Annotated in this window: 25 protein-coding genes; 7 read left to right on the plus strand and 18 right to left on the minus strand. The window is 38.9% G+C overall.

Annotated elements, in window-relative coordinates:
• Positions 1-678, plus strand: coding sequence for a hypothetical protein (locus PGLA_RS15185; protein WP_068534175.1), 678 nt, complete (start codon positions 1-3; stop codon positions 676-678).
• A 190-nt stretch (positions 679-868) separates the two neighbouring features.
• Here PGLA_RS15185 and PGLA_RS29780 read toward each other — a convergent pair whose 3' ends face one another.
• The 3 genes from PGLA_RS29780 to PGLA_RS15200 all read right to left on the minus strand — a co-directional run bounded on the left by PGLA_RS29780 (position 869) and on the right by PGLA_RS15200 (position 2,166).
• Positions 869-1,159 (minus strand): hypothetical protein, encoded by a 291-nt coding sequence (locus tag PGLA_RS29780; protein ID WP_068534177.1) that lies wholly within the window; start codon positions 1,157-1,159, stop codon positions 869-871.
• Positions 1,156-1,491, minus strand: a complete 336-nt coding sequence (locus PGLA_RS29785; protein WP_068534180.1) for an IS3 family transposase — start codon at positions 1,489-1,491, stop codon at positions 1,156-1,158. Before PGLA_RS29785 ends, PGLA_RS29780 begins: the two co-directional genes overlap by 4 nt.
• Before the next feature lie 126 nt (positions 1,492-1,617).
• The gene (locus PGLA_RS15200; protein WP_068534182.1) at positions 1,618-2,166 is read right to left on the minus strand and encodes a superoxide dismutase family protein; all 549 of its coding nucleotides are present in this window, start codon (positions 2,164-2,166) and stop codon (positions 1,618-1,620) included.
• 240 nt (positions 2,167-2,406) lie between these two features.
• Between PGLA_RS15200 and PGLA_RS15205 the strand changes: the two genes are divergently transcribed.
• Entirely contained in the window at positions 2,407-3,114 is a 708-nt protein-coding gene (locus tag PGLA_RS15205; RefSeq protein WP_068534184.1) for a DUF421 domain-containing protein, read from the plus strand.
• A gap of 478 nt (positions 3,115-3,592) precedes the next feature.
• Here the strand turns inward: PGLA_RS15205 and PGLA_RS29430 are convergent, their stop codons facing one another.
• Both PGLA_RS29430 and PGLA_RS29040 read right to left on the minus strand, forming a co-directional pair.
• Complete coding sequence (locus PGLA_RS29430; protein ID WP_281197353.1) at positions 3,593-3,718, minus strand: hypothetical protein; 126 nt, start codon at positions 3,716-3,718, stop codon at positions 3,593-3,595.
• A 59-nt stretch (positions 3,719-3,777) separates the two neighbouring features.
• Positions 3,778-4,206: a hypothetical protein gene (locus PGLA_RS29040; RefSeq protein WP_245699963.1), complete on the minus strand. Its 429-nt coding sequence runs from the start codon at positions 4,204-4,206 to the stop codon at positions 3,778-3,780.
• Positions 4,207-4,375: 169 nt separating this feature from the next.
• Between PGLA_RS29040 and PGLA_RS28385 the strand changes: the two genes are divergently transcribed.
• The gene (locus PGLA_RS28385) at positions 4,376-4,543 is read left to right on the plus strand and encodes a hypothetical protein (protein ID WP_169810198.1); all 168 of its coding nucleotides are present in this window, start codon (positions 4,376-4,378) and stop codon (positions 4,541-4,543) included.
• A gap of 403 nt (positions 4,544-4,946) precedes the next feature.
• Here PGLA_RS28385 and PGLA_RS15215 read toward each other — a convergent pair whose 3' ends face one another.
• The 3 genes from PGLA_RS15215 to PGLA_RS15225 all read right to left on the minus strand — a co-directional run bounded on the left by PGLA_RS15215 (position 4,947) and on the right by PGLA_RS15225 (position 7,734).
• Positions 4,947-5,984, minus strand: a complete 1,038-nt coding sequence (locus tag PGLA_RS15215; RefSeq protein ID WP_084411142.1) for a DUF1835 domain-containing protein — start codon at positions 5,982-5,984, stop codon at positions 4,947-4,949.
• Positions 5,985-6,057: 73 nt separating this feature from the next.
• On the minus strand, positions 6,058-7,353 hold the full coding sequence (locus PGLA_RS15220) for an arsenic transporter (RefSeq protein ID WP_425415389.1): 1,296 nt from the start codon (positions 7,351-7,353) through the stop codon (positions 6,058-6,060).
• A gap of 54 nt (positions 7,354-7,407) precedes the next feature.
• Positions 7,408-7,734 carry an ArsR/SmtB family transcription factor gene (locus PGLA_RS15225; RefSeq protein WP_068534424.1) on the minus strand — a complete coding sequence of 109 codons (327 nt, stop codon included), beginning with the start codon at positions 7,732-7,734 and terminating at the stop codon, positions 7,408-7,410.
• Between the two features lie 146 nt (positions 7,735-7,880).
• Here PGLA_RS15225 and PGLA_RS15230 point away from each other — a divergent pair, with 146 nt between their 5' ends.
• Together PGLA_RS15230 and PGLA_RS15235 are read left to right on the plus strand one after the other, a co-directional pair.
• Entirely contained in the window at positions 7,881-8,330 is a 450-nt protein-coding gene (locus PGLA_RS15230; RefSeq protein WP_068534186.1) for a MarR family winged helix-turn-helix transcriptional regulator, read from the plus strand.
• Positions 8,331-8,424: 94 nt separating this feature from the next.
• On the plus strand, positions 8,425-9,225 hold the full coding sequence (locus PGLA_RS15235) for an arsenite methyltransferase (RefSeq protein WP_068534187.1): 801 nt from the start codon (positions 8,425-8,427) through the stop codon (positions 9,223-9,225).
• 61 nt (positions 9,226-9,286) lie between these two features.
• Here the strand turns inward: PGLA_RS15235 and PGLA_RS15240 are convergent, their stop codons facing one another.
• Positions 9,287-10,432, minus strand: a complete 1,146-nt coding sequence (locus PGLA_RS15240) for a metallophosphoesterase (RefSeq protein WP_068534189.1) — start codon at positions 10,430-10,432, stop codon at positions 9,287-9,289.
• A gap of 185 nt (positions 10,433-10,617) precedes the next feature.
• Between PGLA_RS15240 and PGLA_RS15245 the strand changes: the two genes are divergently transcribed.
• Positions 10,618-10,980: a DUF423 domain-containing protein gene (locus tag PGLA_RS15245; protein ID WP_068534191.1), complete on the plus strand. Its 363-nt coding sequence runs from the start codon at positions 10,618-10,620 to the stop codon at positions 10,978-10,980.
• A 140-nt stretch (positions 10,981-11,120) separates the two neighbouring features.
• On the opposite strand, the gene PGLA_RS15250 is transcribed toward PGLA_RS15245, so the two are convergent.
• Positions 11,121-11,327, minus strand: a complete 207-nt coding sequence (locus PGLA_RS15250; RefSeq protein ID WP_068534193.1) for a DUF5316 family protein — start codon at positions 11,325-11,327, stop codon at positions 11,121-11,123.
• A 274-nt stretch (positions 11,328-11,601) separates the two neighbouring features.
• On the minus strand, positions 11,602-12,570 hold the full coding sequence (locus PGLA_RS15255) for a Gfo/Idh/MocA family protein (protein WP_068534195.1): 969 nt from the start codon (positions 12,568-12,570) through the stop codon (positions 11,602-11,604).
• 175 nt (positions 12,571-12,745) lie between these two features.
• Here PGLA_RS15255 and PGLA_RS15260 point away from each other — a divergent pair, with 175 nt between their 5' ends.
• Positions 12,746-13,702: a helix-turn-helix transcriptional regulator gene (locus tag PGLA_RS15260; protein ID WP_068534197.1), complete on the plus strand. Its 957-nt coding sequence runs from the start codon at positions 12,746-12,748 to the stop codon at positions 13,700-13,702.
• A gap of 150 nt (positions 13,703-13,852) precedes the next feature.
• On the opposite strand, the gene PGLA_RS15265 is transcribed toward PGLA_RS15260, so the two are convergent.
• The 7 genes from PGLA_RS15265 to PGLA_RS15295 all read right to left on the minus strand — a co-directional run bounded on the left by PGLA_RS15265 (position 13,853) and on the right by PGLA_RS15295 (position 21,654).
• Complete coding sequence (locus PGLA_RS15265) at positions 13,853-14,794, minus strand: ABC transporter permease (RefSeq protein ID WP_068534199.1); 942 nt, start codon at positions 14,792-14,794, stop codon at positions 13,853-13,855.
• Positions 14,787-15,707: an ABC transporter ATP-binding protein gene (locus PGLA_RS15270; protein ID WP_068534201.1), complete on the minus strand. Its 921-nt coding sequence runs from the start codon at positions 15,705-15,707 to the stop codon at positions 14,787-14,789. Before PGLA_RS15270 ends, PGLA_RS15265 begins: the two co-directional genes overlap by 8 nt.
• Positions 15,708-16,032: 325 nt before the next feature.
• The gene (locus PGLA_RS15275; protein WP_068534203.1) at positions 16,033-17,214 is read right to left on the minus strand and encodes an MFS transporter; all 1,182 of its coding nucleotides are present in this window, start codon (positions 17,212-17,214) and stop codon (positions 16,033-16,035) included.
• A gap of 85 nt (positions 17,215-17,299) precedes the next feature.
• Complete coding sequence (locus tag PGLA_RS15280; protein ID WP_068534425.1) at positions 17,300-17,611, minus strand: ArsR/SmtB family transcription factor; 312 nt, start codon at positions 17,609-17,611, stop codon at positions 17,300-17,302.
• Positions 17,612-17,793: 182 nt separating this feature from the next.
• On the minus strand, positions 17,794-20,994 hold the full coding sequence (locus PGLA_RS15285) for a bifunctional cytochrome P450/NADPH--P450 reductase (protein ID WP_068534205.1): 3,201 nt from the start codon (positions 20,992-20,994) through the stop codon (positions 17,794-17,796).
• A 169-nt stretch (positions 20,995-21,163) separates the two neighbouring features.
• Positions 21,164-21,379, minus strand: a complete 216-nt coding sequence (locus PGLA_RS15290; RefSeq protein WP_145939567.1) for a hypothetical protein — start codon at positions 21,377-21,379, stop codon at positions 21,164-21,166.
• A gap of 20 nt (positions 21,380-21,399) precedes the next feature.
• Complete coding sequence (locus tag PGLA_RS15295) at positions 21,400-21,654, minus strand: hypothetical protein (RefSeq protein ID WP_068534210.1); 255 nt, start codon at positions 21,652-21,654, stop codon at positions 21,400-21,402.
• Positions 21,655-21,789: the final 135 nt, after the last annotated feature.

Consider the following 21,789-nt stretch of genomic DNA (forward strand, 5'->3'; position numbering starts at 1 on the left):
TTGGGTTCATTGGCCGTTCATTTAAAGGCGACCTATTTGCAATTGAAGATTTACATCTGGATGGTCATTATTTTCATCCTCCTTGGCAGGTTGGTGGAATTCATTGTTGGTCTCTTTACAGACAGCAGCCAAAACACAGTACTTTCGGATGGAAACCTGCTGCTTCTCATTTTGCTCATTATCGCAATCGTACTTCCGCTTAGTTATTACAAACGCATCGTACATTTAGGTGCAAGCCGAAAACAATATTTTTGGGGGCTTCACTTCGTTTATGCCGTGTGGGCAGTGGCCATCGCTTTATTCAATTCTTTATGGCCTATGCTTGAAGTGAATGTGCTCCACAAGAACACCGTTAATCTTATTGAAACATTTCATTGGAATGAATTTGGCGTGGCAGGTTCTTTTCTCTACCAAACCATTTTTTATTTGATGGCGATGGCGCTCCTAAGCATGCTGATCTCCGGTTACTACCACCTTGTCGGTTGGCTGCTGTGGGCGCTGTTCATTGTGGCGATTCCGACCGGAACGGCGATTCCTTCGCTACGCGTTCATGTTGTTTCTTTTTTCGAAGCATTGTTATTCAACGGCTCACTGCTCGCGGGCGTCGGATTTAATCTCGTACTTTTCTTCGTTTTCATGGCCGGCGGTTGGTTTTTTACCAGGGGAAGAACACACTAAATATACTCAAATTTAAGAGTGGCTTCCTTTAAGTGTATTTTCTTCTAAGAGACGAGCATACGTTTTCGTGGTGTATTGAAACCCTTAGTCGGAATATAGAAGCGCTTCTGGTGCATCCAACTCCTTTACCGTGTCTAATACCAGTTGTAAATCATTGCGGTTGGATAGTTTCCAAGCTAGAACCTCATTATTAAAGAGATCCAAAATCATGCCCAATTCGTACATAAGTAATATCCGTTACAAGTTTGGTTCTAGCTCTCGACGCAGTAAATTCACGATTAAGGATATTAGGAAAGATAACAGACACTTTACGACCAAAAAAAGGCCGTAGTCGATGAATGGCTAAGATATGATCCTTTAGTTGGGAATCCTTTTCCCTACGTGCTTTACGCGAGTCAATGTTTGCTTTCCACTTATTGAACCCTGCCCTCGATACTTCAGCGATTTCGCATAACATGACAATAGAATAGTTATGTTTCATTTTTTCGATGGTCCTGTACTTGGTTTGCTTATCCAACTTTCCTCCCCGTGTAGATTCGGATTGAGCTTTTTTAGATATTCCACCTGTGCTTTTAGGTGCATATTTTCCTCTTCGATACTACTAAAATGTTTCTTACTCCAACGGCCGCGAAAGTCTTCAAATGTTTCACCTGCTTGAGACTTACGTACCCAGTTCACAATTTGTGCATCACTTTTAATGCCATATCGTTCCTTGATTTGAGCGATAGATTGTTCCTCCTTAACTCTCAACCGTACTACTTCTTTCTTTATTTCTTCAAAGTACTTTATAAACTTCTGTCCTTTTGTAGCCATAAAAAAAACCCTCCGGTCAACAGATTAGGTCCATAATATCATGAACTCTTTTTTCACTGTCTACCTAAGGGGATAATACCAAACACCCATCGGGATCTTAGTCTTTTTTTCTAATACATCAGAACATTATTCTTTGATAACACCACACGCAATTCGATCCCCAGAATTACCTGATGGGTCCGTTACATAATCGTCGGCCTTCTCATGAATCACAAGGGCTGATCCACCGACCTTCAACAAAGAGTTAGGCTCATCTTTTTTAAGTGTGACCGTTTTACTTTCCAAATCAGCCATTACCGTTCCATCGGCTTTGACTTCAATATTCAGCAGATCGCCAGCATGGAACCCTTTAGGATTGTTAAATCCATGTTGCTTCATGTCTGGATTCAAATGCGCTCCTGCAGTTTTAAAGTCAGGTGGCTCACATTTTCCCATTTCATGAAAATGAATCCCATGCGCACCTGGTGTAAGATTCTTTGCTTCAATATGTAACTGAACTCCGTCAGCTTTTTGAGTTATTACAGCAGTACCTATCTCTGTTCCCTTTGTGTCAATCATTGTGGTCTTTACCTGTATCTCTTTCGAATCAGCGAATACTTGTGGGATCACAAAAGCAGCCACTAATAATAGCAGACTAAGCATTCCAAGTCTGACCAATACAATATTTTTCTTCATTACGTTATTCATCCTCCTTTATCTGGTTGGGTTTTCCTTATTAGGATTACCTTATTCCAGTAAAAGAAAACGTGCATCCTCACACAATAAATTCAAGTTAGACATTCACTTCCCAATTTCTTTTGAAAAAAACAGAAAAGTCGTCTCTATGATAAAGTATGTGACTCTGTTAATTAGGAAATGAATAGATCCATATCTTAACATTTCAAAAAATACTACCTAAAGAGGTGATATTTAAGAGTGCAAGAATATATGGAGATGATTGGAAGGACAATTCTGGCTTTTATAGCCTTATTGTTAATTTCAAGAATTTTAGGAAAACAAACCATTTCAAATATGACTTTTCATGATTTCGCAACTGGAATTATGATGGGGGCGATCGCAGCAAATATGGCTTTTAATAGACAATTTCATACTTTGTATTTTCTCATGTGTTTGGTTATCTTAACTCTCATTTCCTATGTTTCATCTGCGGTAGCTCTGAAGTTTCAGAGAACAAGACATTGGCTAGCAGGGGCACCGACAGTAGTTATTGATAAAGGAAATATTCTTGAAGGGAACATGCGAAAACTACATTACACGATGGACTCCCTTAACCAATCTTTAAGAGAAAAGGAAGTATTTAATCTAGATGAGGTAGACTATGCCATTTTAGAGACGAATGGACAGCTATCCGTAAAGAAGAAAGAGCCATTTCTGACCGTAACTAAACAAGATTTACATATTACATCTGGTCATTCTATCCTCCCGATTGAATTAATAATGGATGGACAAATCATGCATAAAAATTTAAAGGAGAATAATATATCAGAGGAATGGCTGATGCAACAAATAATAAATAAAGATAAAGCAATTCATGACATTTTCTATGCCGTAAAATCAACCACTGGGAATGTTATATTTGATTATTATCAAGACAAGTTGAGTAATCCCATCGATAAAGAATAAAAAGTAATTCCTCAATTATGGAGAAATCACATCAGGCTTAGAATTAATACTTTGATAAAATGAATTTTGTTTCGTCGACCTCGAGTAAATATTTGTTATTTACTCTTTACCACCTATCATGTACCTCATGGGAATTGGTTCTTTAATCCAGATCTCGTATTGGAGAGAATCCATGCCACGGATACACTTGAAGGTACCTTTCTCTTTTTTAATATCATCGTTATATTTTTGACAGTTTGGAATGTTTCAGCAGATCGTGATTAGGTTATCTTGATCCACCAAAAAAGTTTCATTTCTAGAGAAAAGATAATAACTTCCTCCATAAATGCCATTGCTGAGTCATATAAAGAATAATATCTTGGCTTAAGGATGTCATCCACTTAGTATAAAATGTTAACTTATGAGTTCAAAAAAATGGATAGAGCCGTCAGAAAACATCTGACTCTCTATCCATTTACTTAATATAACAAGTTCATCTCTAATTAAGTTCCACTTCCATGTCCCTGCTCGAATCATAATAGCTGTAACTTCCCGGATTAAGCTCCAACTTTCCGTCCATAGCAACGTTTTTGTAACGATCCAGATTTACTCTCGTTGATACCATTCCCTTAAACATGCTTTCCGGATACACTCTTTCGCCGTTAATACGCATCAAGGTTTGACCTACGCTCTTGAACCCTGGAGAGAGTCTGACTCTGATTCCACGATCAAGTCTTTACCGTCTGTATAGTAAGTAAAATGGACATTATAATCCTCCACTGTTAGCTGAGTTGACTGCTTCTTCTCAACCGGTTGGCTCAACGTGATCCAGTTCTTGGACGGATCGTATTTTCTAACAAAAGCATCTTTCAAGATAAGCTTGATCGGAACTTGAGACCAGTCTTTGTACCATTCCGGTGACTGGAACAGGTACATATGTTGATAATTTTTCGGGTCAACGCCCTTTAAGTAGTAATCACCTTTAATCTCTTTGTCACCTACAACTAGCCGTACCGTGTTATAACTGACTTCTCCTTCTTTAGGAAATTCCAGTGATTCGTCTTTTGGTATATTAACATCAATTTCCAGTGGCGTAATAACGAGTTTTTCCAACGGGATTCCGGTCTTTTGTTGGAACTCAGCGCTCGTTTGCAGTTTACGTGAATAGATCGCTTCGCTTGCCTTTTTACCATCTACTTTAAAATCAAAATTCCAATTTGTATAATATCTTCGCCTTTTTGGTAAACTACAGCATGTTGTACAAACTAAAGGAGGTGTCTACATGAGCAACTCAAGAAACAATCAACCTTCTAAAGCAGAAGTGCAAACAACAAAATTAAACAAATTACCTCTTGCGGGTAAATTTGACACGGAATTCTCTGCAGAAGAAGCAGCTGAGGTGTTTGAAGAACATCCGTCCGCTGAGAACAGATCACAGAATCAAGAATAACGAAAGAACATCCATAACACATATCCTACGATCATTGAACTGGTATACCAATCTTTGATCACCTTAAGGATAAATTGAACAATAATAGACCTTTTGGCTTCTCAGAAGGTCTATTATTTATTTTATTATTGAAAACGATCTTATATCTTCTGTTATATCAAGTGTTGTCATTCCATCAGATAATATAAATGCTATCTTCATAAACCTAACACCTGCCTTTGTATATTCTATAAAAAACAAAAAAGCACTTGATCATAGATCAAATACTTTGCCCAGGTATACGGATTTTTATCTATGTACTCCCTTATAGTTTTTGATGTTTACGCCAGTCACACATAGTATTTCGTTATATATACTTACACATGGTAATTCCAATATTTTCAATACATTCTTCATGCTGATGTCACAGAATTCGAACTGAATACTGATGCATTGCGCCTGGAAGCCCTTTGAATGTCAGAATACCATCGCTAATTAAAGTCCACATCCTGTACTCAATAAATTGGTCCCCGACAAGCTGCTGTAAATTTTCGAATACTTTGGCCACAACACTACCTGCCTTGACGAACCCATCACTGTTCTCTTCCTCTTTAAGTTTAGTAATCGCGCTTAAGATGATATTATCCAGTTCATCCTCTTCCCGGCCCTTGATCTCTCCGTCCTGCCATAAGCGCAACATATGCCCCTGACTCGAAATCTCTAACCATTCCGATTCATAGCACCGCCTCCGGTCAGCGTCCAAAGGCATAACACCATTGCATCTTTTGACAATCTCTTTATAAATATCTTGTTCAATTAAACCCTGCGCATAGGGCGTCAATTCCTCTTTCGTGTACGTCGGGATTTCCATGGAGACTTCCGATACATTCACAACGCTGACAGGCTGCTTCCGTTCCTTCAAAAGATACAATGCAAAACGTAAGCCAGTCTGATCATGGGAATTGTCACCGCACCAAATGGTAACAGACTTATGTTCAGGAATACTCGCTATCGTTTCTATCATGCTCCCTATTTGTTGCTCTTGGTTAATAAAGCGATCGAATTTATAAACAGTAAACCGTTCCATTAGCCAATGCATCCTGCGCTGCTGTCCTTCCGCCTTATCTAAATGCATAATGGGTCCGATGGAAAACAGGTCGTTAAACGCCAGAACTTTATTCTCTTCGCGTCTACCTAGTTCGCTAAGGGTTACTTTCAAGGAACCTGCATCGGACAGACCGAACACAAGATGGACAGTACTCTGAAGTTCTTCAACTTCTACGCGGCGTTTGCGTGCTTCTTCTAGATGGTCGTCCCACAACTTCATTATTCCGTCTGCAAGCATCCTCTCCTCCCCTTTTTCTTGGGAGGCAGTAAGTGCCGTCATATTCAAAACATCATTAAGAACCGCCCTTATTTCCCATTCCTGAAACTCTCTCAGTTGCTTTAGGAATTTATCCAATATTCCTCCTCCTTCTGTAAGAAAATTTAAAATTAATTTATTCAACTCTCCTGCATGAGTTAGGCCTTATGAATTATATTATTATCAACCATAAATATAGGCCCAAGAGTGTGATAAACAACGTTGGAATAGTCAATATTATTCCAGTCTTAAAGTACACTCCCCATGGGATCTTTATCCCTTTGGTTGATAGAACATGGAGCCACAACAGCGTGGCCAGCGAACCAATTGGAGTAATCTTCGGACCTAGATCAGATCCAATGATATTCGCATAGATCAAAGCTTCCTTGATAACGCCAGTCGTATTCGTAGCATCTATGGCCAGTGCATCAATCAACACCGTTGGCATGTTGTTCATGATAGATGAAATAAACGCAGCTATAAAGCCCATAGACATCGTGGCTATGAATAGCCCTTGATCGGCGGCCCCCTGAATCACACTACCCAACAGATCAGTAAGTCCAGCATTGCGTAGCCCATACACCACGACATACATCCCGATGGAGAAGAACACAATCGCCCATGGAGCTCCTTTAATTACTTCTTTCGTTGGTACGAACGGACTTCTTCTCGCCATCAATAAGAATAGGATCGCAATAACTCCAGCTACAACCGATACAGGAATATTCAATAAACTACTTGCGAAATATCCGACTAAGAGTACGGCGAGAACGATCCATGATAGCTTGAACATCTTCTTGTCTTTGATAGCATCAGCTGGATTTCGTAGCTGGGTTGCATCGAACTTTCTCGGAATGCTTTTTCTAAAGAAGAAGTAAAGCACCAAGATGCTAGCTACCAACGAGAAGAGTGTCGGTACGATCATGCGACCTGCGTATTCCATAAATGTTATGCCAAAGAAATCTGCTGAAACAATATTAACTAAATTACTAACTACTAGTGGCAATGAGGTTGTATCCGCGATAAATCCACTTGCAATTATGAAAGGGAATACTTTTTTCTCATCAAAATTCAGTGCTCTAACCATCGCAAGTACAATCGGAGTCAATATTAAGGCTGCACCATCATTTGCGAAGAATGCAGCAACGATCGCTCCAAGTATGGTGACATATATGAACATCCGAATCCCATTACCTCGAGCAGCTCGTGCCATATGTAATGCAGCCCATTCGAAGAATCCGATTTTGTCCAAAATCAATGAAATCAGAATAATCGCGATAAAAGCTAAAGTAGCATTCCATACAATTAGGGTTACATCCAGAACATCACTGAAACTTACTACACCTGCGAGTAATGCCAATATAGCTCCGCCACATGCAGACCATCCAATCGATAAATTTCTAGGCTGCCAGATGACAAAAACTAATGTTATTACAAATATAATGATTGCTAATATTACAGAACTCACTACCCAAACCTCCATTATTGTGTGAATCATTTAAGTTAATTTCACTACTTTACTTTACTCACATACGACGTTAATCTGTGTTTTGTTCAATTGAGATAATATTGTCTTTGAATCAGGCATTTGATCAAGAACAGCTTGAATGTAGGCTTTGTCTTCAATATGAAGTGAATAGAACACCCATTGTCCTCGTTTATTCTCTTTCACTATACCCTGTGCCTTCAATTTCTTTAGATGCTGGCTAATCGCAGGTTGTGAAATATCAAAGATTTCAACGAACTCACAGACACACCATTCACGTTCTTTCAAAAGTGACAGCATAGCGAGACGTGTTTTGTCGCCTAGAAGCTTCAAGTTGTCTGCAATATTAGATAGTTCCTCCACAACCTCTCCTCCTTCAACTTCAACTTCAACTTCATATATAAGCATATGCTTATATACTATCTCTACAACTGTATTTGTACAAGAACTAAATAATTACTTGCAAAGTGCAAATACACACGGTAAACTGAGTCCTGAGGTGATACCAAATGGAAAATACACGAGAGTTATTTCAGATCATGACCCGTCGGTTTGGGTTACTTAACAAAAATTGTTGTAGTGTCGGTGGTTGTGATATCTCACTCACCCAGAGTCATTTGTTATATGAAATCGATGTTCAGCACAACCCTTCCATGCAGCAGATCGCAGAAACACTAGGAACGGATATTACAACTTTTAGTCGGCAAATACAATCCCTCATTAAGATGAATTTAGTAAGAAAAATGCCAGATCCCACAGACCGAAGAGTCTTTACCCTCTCTCTAACAACGGAAGGAAAAATGATTGCTACCATGATCGATCAACAAATGAACGATTATCTGGAAGAAGTCTTTTCCTTCATGACAGAATTTGAGAAAGAATCCGTACTACGTTCGGTTCAAATATTGAATGAAGCTATGGGGAAATCAAGTCGATGTTGTGCACCTGTTAAAGGGTGATCCCCTTTATTATATATTTGCATTATACAACTATTAAATCTCGAGTAAATAGCACAGTTGCTTTCTATTTAACCATTACAAGGAGTGTTTATTTATGAGTAAATTAACCAATGATCAAATCCGCCAGAATGTTAGAAGTCGATATCAACAAATCGCAGTCAATGAAGTACCAGTACATTCTTCAAGCAGTTCAGCTGAGAGTTGTTGCGACATACCCACAGATTTCAAAGCCATTTCATCGCAATTAGGATATTCCAATGATGAATTGTCTGCTGTTCCTGAAGGTGCAAATATGGGCTTGGGTTGCGGTAATCCACAAGCGATTGCTTCATTGAGCGATGGTGAAATCGTTCTGGATCTTGGTAGCGGTGGTGGTTTTGATTGCTTCCTAGCTTCACGCCAAGTTGGGGTTACCGGTCGAGTGATCGGTGTAGATATGACACCCGAAATGGTTAGTAAAGCTCGGGCCAATGCCATTAAAGGTGAATTTCATAATACGGAATTTCGTCTTGGAGAGATTGAACACCTGCCTGCCGCAGACAATACGGTGAACGTCATTATTTCGAACTGTGTCATTAATCTCTCTCCGGATAAACAACAGGTATTTAATGAAGCCTATCGTGTACTTAAGCAAGGTGGTCGTCTTGCCATTTCCGACATCGTCACGACTACGGAACTTCCACCCGCAATTAAAAATGATATGAATGATTTGTACTCCGGATGCATCTCCGGTGCTTCATCCATTATTGAACTTACAGCGATGCTTCAGCAAAGCGGATTTTCTGATATTTCAATCGAGCCTAAAGATGAGTCTAGATCCTTTATTAAAGACTGGGTGCCCGGTGCTAATGTCGATAATTACATCACATCGGCTGTAATTAAAGCTGTTAAATAATAAAAAGGAGTGTCCCTAGTCATTTCAATAATGACATTGGGGACACCCTTTTTCAGATTTGTTACCCCTCTAGATCCACATCTAACCTGATGATTTCAGATCGACTAGCAAGCCGAATTGGGGGTCCCCAAGTGCCAAATCCTGATGAAACGACGACATGCATACTATGTTTAAGCATATAACCCCAGTCTAACTCGAACAGTCGACGAGTAACCCAATGATTTGGTGCAAATTGCCCACGATGCGTATGTCCACACAATAGAATATCCGCTCCCGCTTCAGCAGCTTGTTGAAAACCATAAGGCTGATGATCCATGACAATGATCGGCTTCGATTTATCCGAAGGCTCAAGAAGCTTTTCTATGCTAACGCGCCCTTCCGGATCCATGCTTTCTGCCGATTTGTCCTTCCGACCTGCAACAATAATATCAGCATTCTCTATAGAAACTGTTTCATCGCGTAGTACACGGATACCAATTAAACTCATCTCTTTGATATATTGTTCGATGTTTCCACCATAATACTCATGGTTTCCTAATACGGCATATACGCCATAAGTTGCATGTAGTTGTTTCAGACTTTCCGACATCGAATTCCGCATAAATGGCTCAATAGAGTCATCGATAATATCCCCCGGTAAAAGAATAAGGTCAGGTTTCATTTGATTTATCCCTTTGATGAGACGCTTTAGATGGCGATTCCCTACAATATTGCCTAAGTGGATATCTGATGCTACGGCGATAGTTAGCTTCCGGTTAACACTAGCTTTTTTAGAGATCGGTACATGATAGGTCCGAAGGATCGGACTCCAAGCGTTATACGATCCCCAGATGAAGAGAATAATTAACAATATAGTCGTCGTCCAACCGACAACAGGAATATAAAAGGATTCTGAGTACCCTACTCTTTGTAACAACCATGCTGAGATATCTGCGAACGGCAATAAAATAATCATAAATTCCATAAGGGCTAAATAATATGAGCCTATTACTTTGAGTAAGCGACCTACGGGGTTATGTTTACCCCATCGACCTATCAGATAAGAGAATACCAGAATGGTGAAAACGATAGAGAACCATACCGGTGACATTGATGTAGTATAATGTGCCTTGAATACGTAGATATTCCAGCCAATATAAGTATTTAAACCTAAGAAGATGATTACAATCAAAACAACATTCAGAATCATTCGTGGTACTCGTTTCATAGGTGATTACATTCTCCTTTTATGATAATCTTAGTCCTTATCTCCCATGGTAAATAATATAGATTAAAGCTAGTCTATTCAACTATATACATGATACACTCGAGATCGATAGGGAAATTGTCAGACACTTCATGGTGTGATATGCTAGCTGCTTACATAACAGATTGAATTAGGGAGGGTTATCGTTGAATACATTATTGCTACTCGGAAGTATATTGATGTTCCTTGCTGTTGCATTAGGAGCTTTTGGAGCCCATGCATTAAAGATGAAATTAACCCCAGATATGATGAAGGTATACGAAACAGGAATACAATATCACATCGCTCACGCCCTTGGACTATTGATACTCGGTCTACTGGCAAATAGTTCTTCCAACGCTTCTCTTATCGTGATGGCAGGATGGTTCCTTTTCGCTGGGATTATCTTATTCTCAGGTAGCTTGTATGCTTTAAGTCTAAGCGGAATTCGTAAGCTAGGTGCTATCACTCCATTAGGTGGCGTGGCATTTTTGATTGGCTGGGTCATGGTTATCATTACTTTAATCTAACAATAAGAAAATCCTCGCATAAAGTTCTTTGTAAGTAATATGAAGAATATGGAAATGGACAGGGTCATCAGCTGTTTTCTGGTGACCTTGTCCATTTTTCTCATGATTACCCATTACATTATGAATTGATAATTATTCGGTTAGCATATTAAATACATTAAACCAGCAATAGCAAACGAACCGACTCCCACTAAAGCTGACCATGTCGCAACTTTGTTCTTTATTTTACGGCCTTCCTTAGGCTCTGAATAAAAATTACGTCTTTGTTGGTTACCCGTCGTCCACGCTCCAATGCAAAGACCTGAAACAAAAATGAGAACAATACCAAGGTAGATAAAAAATTTCATATTGATCCGCCTTCCTAAGATATTGTTTGCGCCGAATTCCCATTTTCCTGAAGTGCTCTTGTAATTCGGTAACGTTCACTCATTGAACTGCCTCCAATATTGTTCTCAACAAAGGCTCTCGATCATGCCAACAGCCTTTCTCGGAATTTTGTAGAACCGCAGATAGTTGTAACCCTCATGATTATATCATTTCTCAGTTTTCGTCTCTATGTTCACACATTACCACCTAAAAGTAACATTTTCACGATTTATCGAATATACCATGCGGGGTTTTCTACGTTAAACTTCCACCTATGTGAATAGATTTTTTGGCTTCTAAAGACTTTAATACGGCGTCCTTTATCTTTATAACCTGAATTGCGGATGTAATATCGAGAAGCCCACTTTTTTTCTTCATTTCCAAACAATCGCTAATATGATGTATGACTTGTTCATAATCATCCTTCATTTGAGGATTTAATACTTCCTTGCTTCCATCACTATAATAAATCACAAATTCTTCTTTTGTGTTCACCCCATATTCAGCATCAAACTTGATAGAACCTTGTTCACAAATAACCTCAAATCCTATATAAAATGGAGAATTCTTTGGCAAATTTGTGTAACTCTCAACAACTGCGAATTTATTATTATAATTTAACGTTGTGATTGCGATTGATTGGTCCCCCAAGTCTATGCCATTAGAAAGGACATTTTCAGGCATTCCCAGAATCTCAATCAAGAAATCAAAATTATGGATGTGGAAATCGGAAACATTTTTTTGCAATCCCAGGTCGCCCCAATTTGGAGCCGTTCTATTATACGAACGAAAAGATTTTACCTCCCCAAATTCAAGGTTTTTGATTTTGTTTATCGTTATATGATGCGGAGTCGAAAATTTATAAAACAAATCCACAAATACATTTCTTTGATATTCTTCTGAAATATTTAGAATTTCTTCACCCTCATCTATTTGATAAGATAGTGGTGTTTCACAAAAAACATGCTTATGATGCTTTAAAGCTTCAATTGCCCATTTCGTATGTAGAGAGGTAGGTAAGCAAATATCGACTAAGTCGATCTCCTCATTTTTTAATATTTCATATATATCTGTGGTAGTTTCTATGTTAAGTGTCTTATTTATTTCTCTTAATTTATTTTCATCCCTACCATATATTAAAACCACCTCAAAACCTGTCATTTTTTTATATAATTCTGCATGCTGTCTTCCAAACCCCGTTCCCAATATTCCTACTTTAACCACACAAAAACCTCCATTTTTTTGAGTTCTGACAATCAACTTTAAAATTACATTTGAACACTTTCCTGAATCATATTATTATTGGCCCTCTAAATTCATTGACTCGCCTCCTTAACATATCTCTATGATATACTTCTATTGTTGACACCATATTGGCAACAATAGCGGAGGTGCTTTTATGAGATTACATAGACTGATTGGTATATTGTTGTTAATCGAATCAAGAGGGAAAATAAAAGCGAAAGAACTCGCCGACGCTTTAGAAACCTCAACTCGCTCCATTTATAGAGATATCGATGCTCTGGCCGAAGCAGGAATCCCGATTGCCACTACTTCAGGTTCAAACGGCGGCGTCTACCTCATGGAAGGATATGCAGTAAATCCTAAACAACTGCATATCGACGATGTTATCAATTTATACTTAACGGGTATTGGAATATATTCAGATGGAAAAACGGAATCCGGTTTAAAGCTGAAAAATACATTGCTGAAATTGGAGCAAACATTACCACAGTCCTATCAAACTGACATTCAAAAAGTAAAAGCCCGGTTTTATTTTGACGATACGCCATGGTGGACAGAACGTGAGATAATTCCATCCCTAGAAATATTGAGAGTAGCGGTATTACGTTCTCAGAAAATAAGAATTGTATACAGTAAGGTGAATGGGGATTCCTCGTCCCGAACGTTACATTCATACGGACTTGTAGTTAAAAAGACTGAGTGGTACCTTGTAGCATTCTGTGAAGAAGCAAAGGAAATTCGTACATTTAAATGCCAGAGAATTATAAAAGCAGAACTACAGGAGGAGATATTTGAGTCCCCGCAATATTTCTCAATAGAGGACCACTGGAAAAAACAAGAAACTAATTTCAAACAGTCTCGCAAAAATATTGAACATTATCTAGTAAAACTCAAAGTAACTAAGACCAATAAGAATTTTCTGCATAAATTAGAAATCCTTCATACGCAACAGTATTCCGATCATCGTCTAATTACGGCTGAAATGTATAGCTACGAAGCTGCATGCCAGATTGTACTCGAAATCATTGATCATGTGGAAATATTAGAACCTGAACAGCTTAGGCAATATATTAAAGTAAGACTGCTGAAACTACTTGATATTTATGCTTAATCACATTCCAAACATTCAACTATCATCGGATCTCAAGAACTTGATCTCATTCTCTCGTATTGTAAATGTAAAAGACCCGCTTTCGCGGATCTTTTTTAAGACGTGTTATTATTAGGTTAATTTTGTGACATATTAATCAATACACAGAACTTAAGATGCAACATCCCTTTTCTTAAAAATAAACCAAGATAATAGATTAAATACTATGAAATAAATAATTAGTACGGTAATCGAAAATGGTAGAGTCATTCCTTCTATCATTGGTTTATCGTTCAAATATTGGGTTAAATCAGTATTGGTAAATAAAAGATACTTAGCCCAGCTATAGCGAGATAATAATCCAGCGATGGTAGCTCCTACAAACATGACTCCTAAAGATAAGCTAATTGCAAGCGAGCTACTGCGAAATACTGTTGACAGCATAAAGGCCAACGTGACCATCATAATTAATTCGACGCACATATAACCATAAGTACTTAGAACATGGCCGACAATGTTAGCCTCATGAACAATATGATCCTGACCCACAAAGATGTAAGGTATGTCTATATTCTCGAACCCCTCCATAAACCCCCATAAGAGAAATGAAGAACTAAATAAAACGCCTAATAACATAACAGAAAAAGCAAAAACTGAAATATACTTGGATAGTAATACTTTCGAACGACTAGCTGGTCGTATCAATAGTAGCTTAATGGTTCCTCCGCCAAATTCTCCAGCAACACTATCAGCAGCTATGATTACTGTAAATATAGTAACAATGATGATTAAATTGGCTGCATTCAAAACTCCGCCCCATATGGAATGTTCAGTAGGCGGTATGTTATTCGTAATCCGGTATTCAGCTAGCAGTTGACGATCCGCCAAATCAGATTTTATCTCATCAGGAAGTTTATTATCTGCCATACTATTTTTTAAATGGACAATTTCCTGTTGTGTCTCAGCTTGCCAATTACCATCTTGTAATGATGGGGTATAATTGTGAATGAGGATAAGAACCGTACTGGTTAAAGCAATTAGTATCCCAATTAACATCCAAGTACGAAGACGACGGTAAATTTTCATATTTTCATTTCGAAGCAGATTAAACAATTTGATCACTCCCCGTCATTTCCAAGAATTTATCTTCTAGTGATTGTGTCATTGGTTTAATACTATATACCTTGATTCCATTTTGAACCATGAGAACAACCACTTCCGCAATTTGCTCACGTCCCACAGTTAACTCAAGATGTGTTTCTATTGTAGTTGCACCGAATGCAGGTATTGTTTGTAAGATCTCTAATGCCCGCTCAAGTTGATCCACTTCAATAGCGACTTTGTTCTGTTCCCCATCATTGAAATAATCATTGATTAAGCGTATATCTATCAACTTACCATTCTGAATAATAGCGACACGGTCACACATCAGCTCCATTTCAGATAAAAGGTGACTGGATACTACCACTGAAATACCTTCCTCTCGGGTCAGCTTATGTAGATAATCACGTAACTCACGAATTCCCGCAGGATCTAATCCATTGGTTGGCTCATCGAGAATTAACAACGCAGGTTTATGTAAAAGTGCTTGGGCTACACCCAATCTTTGGCGCATGCCTAACGAATACGTTTTGACTTTATCATGAATCCGATTCTCCAATGCAACCAAAGTAATTACTTCTTTGATCCGCTCCTTCGTTACGTTTGGCGACATTCTCGCAAAATGAACTAAATTCTGATATCCTGTCAAATATTTATACATTTCTGGATTTTCAACAATGGCACCTACTTTAGCTATAGCGTCTTCAAAGTTATTAGTAATGCTGTGACCATCAATGAGTATTTCTCCCTTACTGATTTTCATTAACCCGACCATCATTCGAATGGTTGTAGTTTTCCCAGCACCATTGGGTCCAAGAAAACCAAATACCTCACCCTTCGGAACTTCAAAACTCAGTTGATCGATAATGGTTTTTCTTCCAATTTTTTTAGTGACGTTTCGAATTTGAACAATAGGTGTTGTCATTATTAGCTCCTTTTAAGCTTCAGATTTACTATAGCTTAGCATACTTGATAATTACTAGGAAACAGAATGGACTAAAGGTTGGCTTATTTATTGTCCAAGGTCTAGTTCCTTCCTAGACTAAAGACGAGTTAAAAAAAAGAACACCATTCGTTAATAACAACGATTGGTGTTCATCCAAACACAGTATGATATAAAAAACATTAGATGTCCACTCCACTGTTCATTCTCTAGAATTTGATTTTCATCCAGTGTTATTTGTGAACTTCAGAAAAAATCCCCATCTTGGTTTATTCGGGAAATCATTGAATTAAGCTATAGTGTTCTGTTAATTCATTATACCTTTTCTTCCTCTCTCGCTTGATTTGGAAATTTTTAATTTTATCATGATCGATAAGAAAGCAAGCAGTGAAAACATAATTCCGATCCAGATGAGTTGATGTATTCCCGAGTGAGAAATAAACCAACCACCGATAGAAGTCCCTATAGTAATTCCAAGATTGGAGAATGAAATAAACAAGCTGTTACCGAATTCGGGAGCTTCTCTCGCCTCAGTCGTTAACCATGCTTGACTGACAATGAGTCCGCCGGAATGCACTGCCCCCCAAATGATTATGATAATAATCATCGGAATGAAATAAGAACCTAGATAATAAACGAATAGGTAAGTTACCGCATATAGTAGTGGAAACATGATGACGGTCTTTGTAATACTTTTATGCAAAAGGCCCCCAAATAAAAAATTCCCAAAAATCATGATTATACCAAAGGCCATCAACATGATACTAATCCATGACCCGTTCATATGTGTCACTTGTCCAAGATATTCAGCAAAGTAGCTGTACACAGAAAACATAGCTGCAAAGATAAAAATAACTGTCACAACATTTAACCATAATAGGGGTTTGCGTAATATACCAAGTTGCTTGCCGTAAGACATTTTTTCTTTAACAGGCATGGAAGGAAGCCAAGCTAGTATCCCTACAAAGGCAATTATACTTACAACAGCTCCAAACAGGAAAGCGACTTCTAACGAAATTTTATCCGCGAGATAAGAAGTCAAAGGTACACCAAAAGCAAATCCGACCGTTATTCCGGCGAAAACCTTTGTAACTGCTTTAGTGCTCTTTTCCGGAGGGACAAGTTGGGCTGCGGTCACAAGAGCAACCGAAAAAAAGACGGGATGAAAAATAGCAGGGATAATACGGAAAATAAGCATCACTTCAAACATGGTCGTATAGGCATAAACAATATTTGAAATCGCAAAAATAAGTACAGCGGTTAATAGAATAACTTTACGATTAATACCAGAAGCGAGTAATGTCAGGAATGGACCTGAAATGGCAACGACTAAAGCAAATATACTTACAAGCCATCCAGCCTGTGAACTCGATATATTAAATTTTTGAGTTACCTGGGGTAGAACACCTATAATACCCATTTCAGTAGTAATAATGCCGAATACGCCTAAAGCTAGAATAATGATAAGCAAAGGGTTAACCTTTTTCATTTTAAATGTAAGCCTCCGTTGATATTGATATTTACATATACAGAATTATAGATATATAAAAATAAAAAAAAGACCTCCTTTCTGTCTATAGTTTCTTTTTAATGTACTCGGAAAATTCCTGTATTGTCGTTTCGTTCCGACGATAGTACGTCCATTTCCCAATTCGCTCAGATTCCAACAAACCAGCTTTTTGCATAGTCAACAAATAACTCGAGATTACAGACTGAGCAAGTCCCGCTTTAGCCTGAATATCTCCCACGCATACACCAATTCGAAAATTGAGGCCTTGTTGAAAATAAGCCTTTTCATCAAAGAATTCCTCTGGATTCTTTAACCATAGCATAATTTGACTACGAGTCTCGTTAGACAAAGCTTTATAAATCAATAAAGGTTCCATGTATATCATTATATCTACTTTTATAGATTTGTAAATACAAATGCAACACACAAAAATTACCATGTCACAATGTGATAGTGTATGGCACTATCTGTCGTACAGAAGCTTATGACATAAGCCTGAACGAAAAAAAGATGGGTAACACAAAGCGTTGTTAACTCTTTGCGTTACTCATCAATTTATCAAACACGTGACCATACATCTTTGGCGTAACGACCTTCTTTTTGCAGTTGATTTAACCACTCTTTTGAGTCATGTTCATTCTTTTCTTGATCGATTTGATACGCTTCTTCTAAGGTTTTCTCTACATCCGGAGCCATTTTACTACCATCCCCGCATACGTACAACACGCCTCCCCCGTTCAATATATCAATCATTTCAGTTGAATCCTGCTTCAGCAAGTGTTGCACATACGTCTTGGATGTTCCTTCCTTGCGTGAAAAGGCGGTATGAAGCGTGACCACCCCTTCTTTCTCAAATTGTTCAAGTTCCTCACGGTAGATAAAATCGGTATCGTTCCTACAGCCAAAATAAAGATGCGCTTCGCCTAAGGTTTCTCCTTCTTCCATCAATGATCTACGCGTCTGAAGGAAACCACGGAATGGAGCTACCCCAGTTCCCGGACCCACCATAATGATTGGTGTTAGCGGATCTTCAGGAAGTCCAAATCCAGAATCCGGTGTACGTACGAACATAATAATATCTTCCCCTGGCTGTCGTTCGGCCAAGTAATTAGACGCAACTCCACTGTATTCACCTAGACCACTCCAAGCAGGACCAATTACAACACCCACAGTGACAGAAGCCCGATCAGGACGAACCCTTGGTGAACTAGATATGGAATAGTATCTCGGTTTAAGTGGTGGCAACAGTTCCAAGAATCGCTCAAATGGCATTTCGCACGCTTCGTATTTTTCAAGAAGATCAATCATGGTGATACGTTTCATTAAAATATCTTCCTTATAGGCCCCTTCTTCTAACAAAACCTCCAACTCACGTTTATGAGGAGGACAACTTGTGTAAGAGGCAAGCTCTCGCAATTGCGCTCTGGACGCGGGTTCCTGCACCTCAACACTATGACTGAGTAGCTCATATAGACTAACAGGACGATCCAACGGAAGATGTGCCGCGCTGCGTCCGCTTGCTGATAAGATCAGTTGATCACTCCGACTCAATCCGAACCGTTGAAGGATTCGATTGACATTCACACTACTATTACTTGGTAATACACCAAGGTGATCCCCTTCTGTATAAGTAACGCCTTCCGGCAGTATTACCTCGATATGACGTGTTCGCCGGTCGCTGTCTGATGATTGGAGCTCACGATTTTCCACTAAGGTAGCGTGAACAGCATCGTAGGTTTGGGCGAGAGGAGCACCTGCTATTCCACTGACGAATTGAACATTAAGGGAATTTCGTTCGTTCTCCACCTTGTGGTCGAATTTCAGATTAAATGCGTTCATCAGATCTGACCACATGCGTTCTCGCCATTCTTCCAGATTTAACTCGAAGTCTCCACTAGCATCACCCTCTCCCCGTTCAGAGAACCTTGTGGCTCCTTTAAGAGAAAGCTGTTCATCTATGAATCTTGGCACATCCTGATACGTACTAGCCCAAGTACGGTCTCCACACCCGAATACGGCATAATTTACACCTTGAAATGTACCATCATCTACCTCTTCCAACCATTGTACGAATTCACGTGCATTGCTAGCAGGTTTACCATTATAGGAAGCGGCGATAATCAATACGGCACCTTCCGTAGGTAAATGACCTATGCGGGAATTAAGGGAATCTACCTCACATTTCACACCATATAATCGTACGATATCTGCTAACTCACGTGCGATGCTTTCGGCTGTACCTAAATTTGATCCATACAACACAAGTAGTGGTTGATCATTAACGCCAATGATTGAAGCAGCCTGTGGTTGATCTTTTTCCGAATACGATCTAGAGACATCTGCCTTAGCCGACATATTGTTAATAGAAGATTCTACCTTAATATGCTCACGCGGGCGAACCTGAATTTCAAAATTATCTGGCTTCAGCGTCAACGTTTCCTTTACTTTGAGCTGATAGTTCGAATGATCTATGATTTCAAAATGCTTGAGAACTAAGCCAAGCACTAATATGGCTTCGTGTAAGGCGAACTGTTGTCCGATACATGCCCGTTGACCGTTACCGAACGGTTTGTAAGCATTAATCGGCACCTTACTCTGATCCTCAAATCGCTCTGGACGGAAATCTTCCACATCTTCCCCCCAAGCACTTGTATCACGATGAAGTTTGGGGATTAGTACATTAACACTCTCTCCCTTCTTCAAAGGATATTTACCTCCAAGCAGTGTATCCTCCTTCGCATAGAGAGAGAATGCTGGAGCCGTTGGCCATAAGCGTAATGATTCACTCAGAATCATTCGTATGTATTTCAGATCAAGAACCTGTTTATACGTAGGCGTTGAATCTGAAAGAACACTGTCTACCTCTGCATAAGCTTTTTGCAACTTATCTGGATTCTTTAAAAGATAGTAAATGGCGAAAGAAAGCAAACCACTCGTCGTCTCATGACCGGCAATCAAGAACGTAATCATTTGATACCGAATATTCTCGTCATCTAATCCTTCACCTGTCTCAGGATCTTTACTCGTTAACATTCGAGATAGGAGATCTTCTGTTTCTTCCTCACCGCTCGATTTACGTTCAGCAATTATTTTATCAACTAAGGAAAATAATGCATCTTTATCCTTTTTGAACTGCCGTTTCGTCATGATCTTCAGTTTATCCTGAATCTCAAATCGTGTAAGTTGAGCCATCGCCTCATCAAGTGCTCGCACCATACTTACGATAAATGGATGAGGTTCATCACGATAAAAGCTATTAAATCGATAATTGAATCCGCATAAACCGATTGTATCTAGTGTAAGACGGGTCATATCTTCTGGGACATTTACTTTCTCATCGGGGTTTAAGCGCATCCATTTCTGAACAAGTTGTACAGCTATATCCACCATCATACCGTGGTACCCTTGCATGGCTCTTTGACTGAAGCTTGGGATCAGAATATTATGAGCCTTTTGCCAATTTGGTTCAACCGTCTCGCTTGTGAACAACCCGTCTCCCGTGAAAGCTTGGACTTTCTGTAGTGGCGCCCATACCCGTTTATCAAACCTAGATTCATCACACACCTCAGCCACTAATTCCTCGCTTGAAATGTAGACGTTGCTCTTTCCTCCAGGTAACACGTTTCTAAATATAGGTCCGAACTCATATGAAAGTTTCGTCAGCGACTGAATTGGCTCATCAATGTTTAGTAGCGGAAGATTACCCAGCGGACCATATGTTTTCGGTTGGGGTATTTGAGGTTCCTTATCATTCTCCATATTGTCGTCCTCCCATCATATTTAAACCCTTTTTCAAGGATGTCGATAGCATAGGATTAACCTATATGAAACAGACTATACAACCTTCTAACGACGAAGAAATGCCACCCAGCAATTCTCGTTGGATGGCATTTCTTCTAAAGTCGTATTAGTTTATAAATGGACTTACTTATTTAGTTGCATCTTTTTGAACTATACGTGCTGGCCTAACGACCGTATTATCACGTTTCATCGGTTTTACACTATTGATCGGATTATCCAAGTCTATTCTTTCAGGTGTGACAACTTCTGCAGATTTTTTATTCTTATCCGTAGCGTTTCTTTTAATACGATCAGGTCCACCATTATGTTTACCTTTGTTCCATACCGTTCCTTTACTCATCATAACACTCCTTCTCTAATTCATTATACAAGCTCATTCCACCAAGGAGTCATTTCATATACACATAGTCCATCGTGCTCTCCAATGATCTTCATGTCCTGTGTTTCTTCAGGCGAATAGCGATTCACCTTGTGTGTTGTTTCAACGTGGTATGTTTTTTGCGACAAGTTCGATACAAACACATAACAGCCCTCGTAGCTTTGAGCATCCACTATCAGCAAGTTTGCTGGGATCCCAGTTACAACCATAACTGCATTTTGGGCCAGTTCTTCGCTCAAGATGATATTCCCCTTTTATGCCTATTTATATTTAACATCTTAAATTAATATCTTCAGACGCACTATCAGAATTCTATACGAATATGTCATTACAAACAAGGTTTTTATCAGATAACTAACAATTTCATTTCATAA

It is taken from the genome of Paenibacillus glacialis (genome assembly GCF_001637205.1).
Lineage (GTDB): Bacteria > Bacillota > Bacilli > Paenibacillales > Paenibacillaceae > Paenibacillus_AQ > Paenibacillus_AQ glacialis.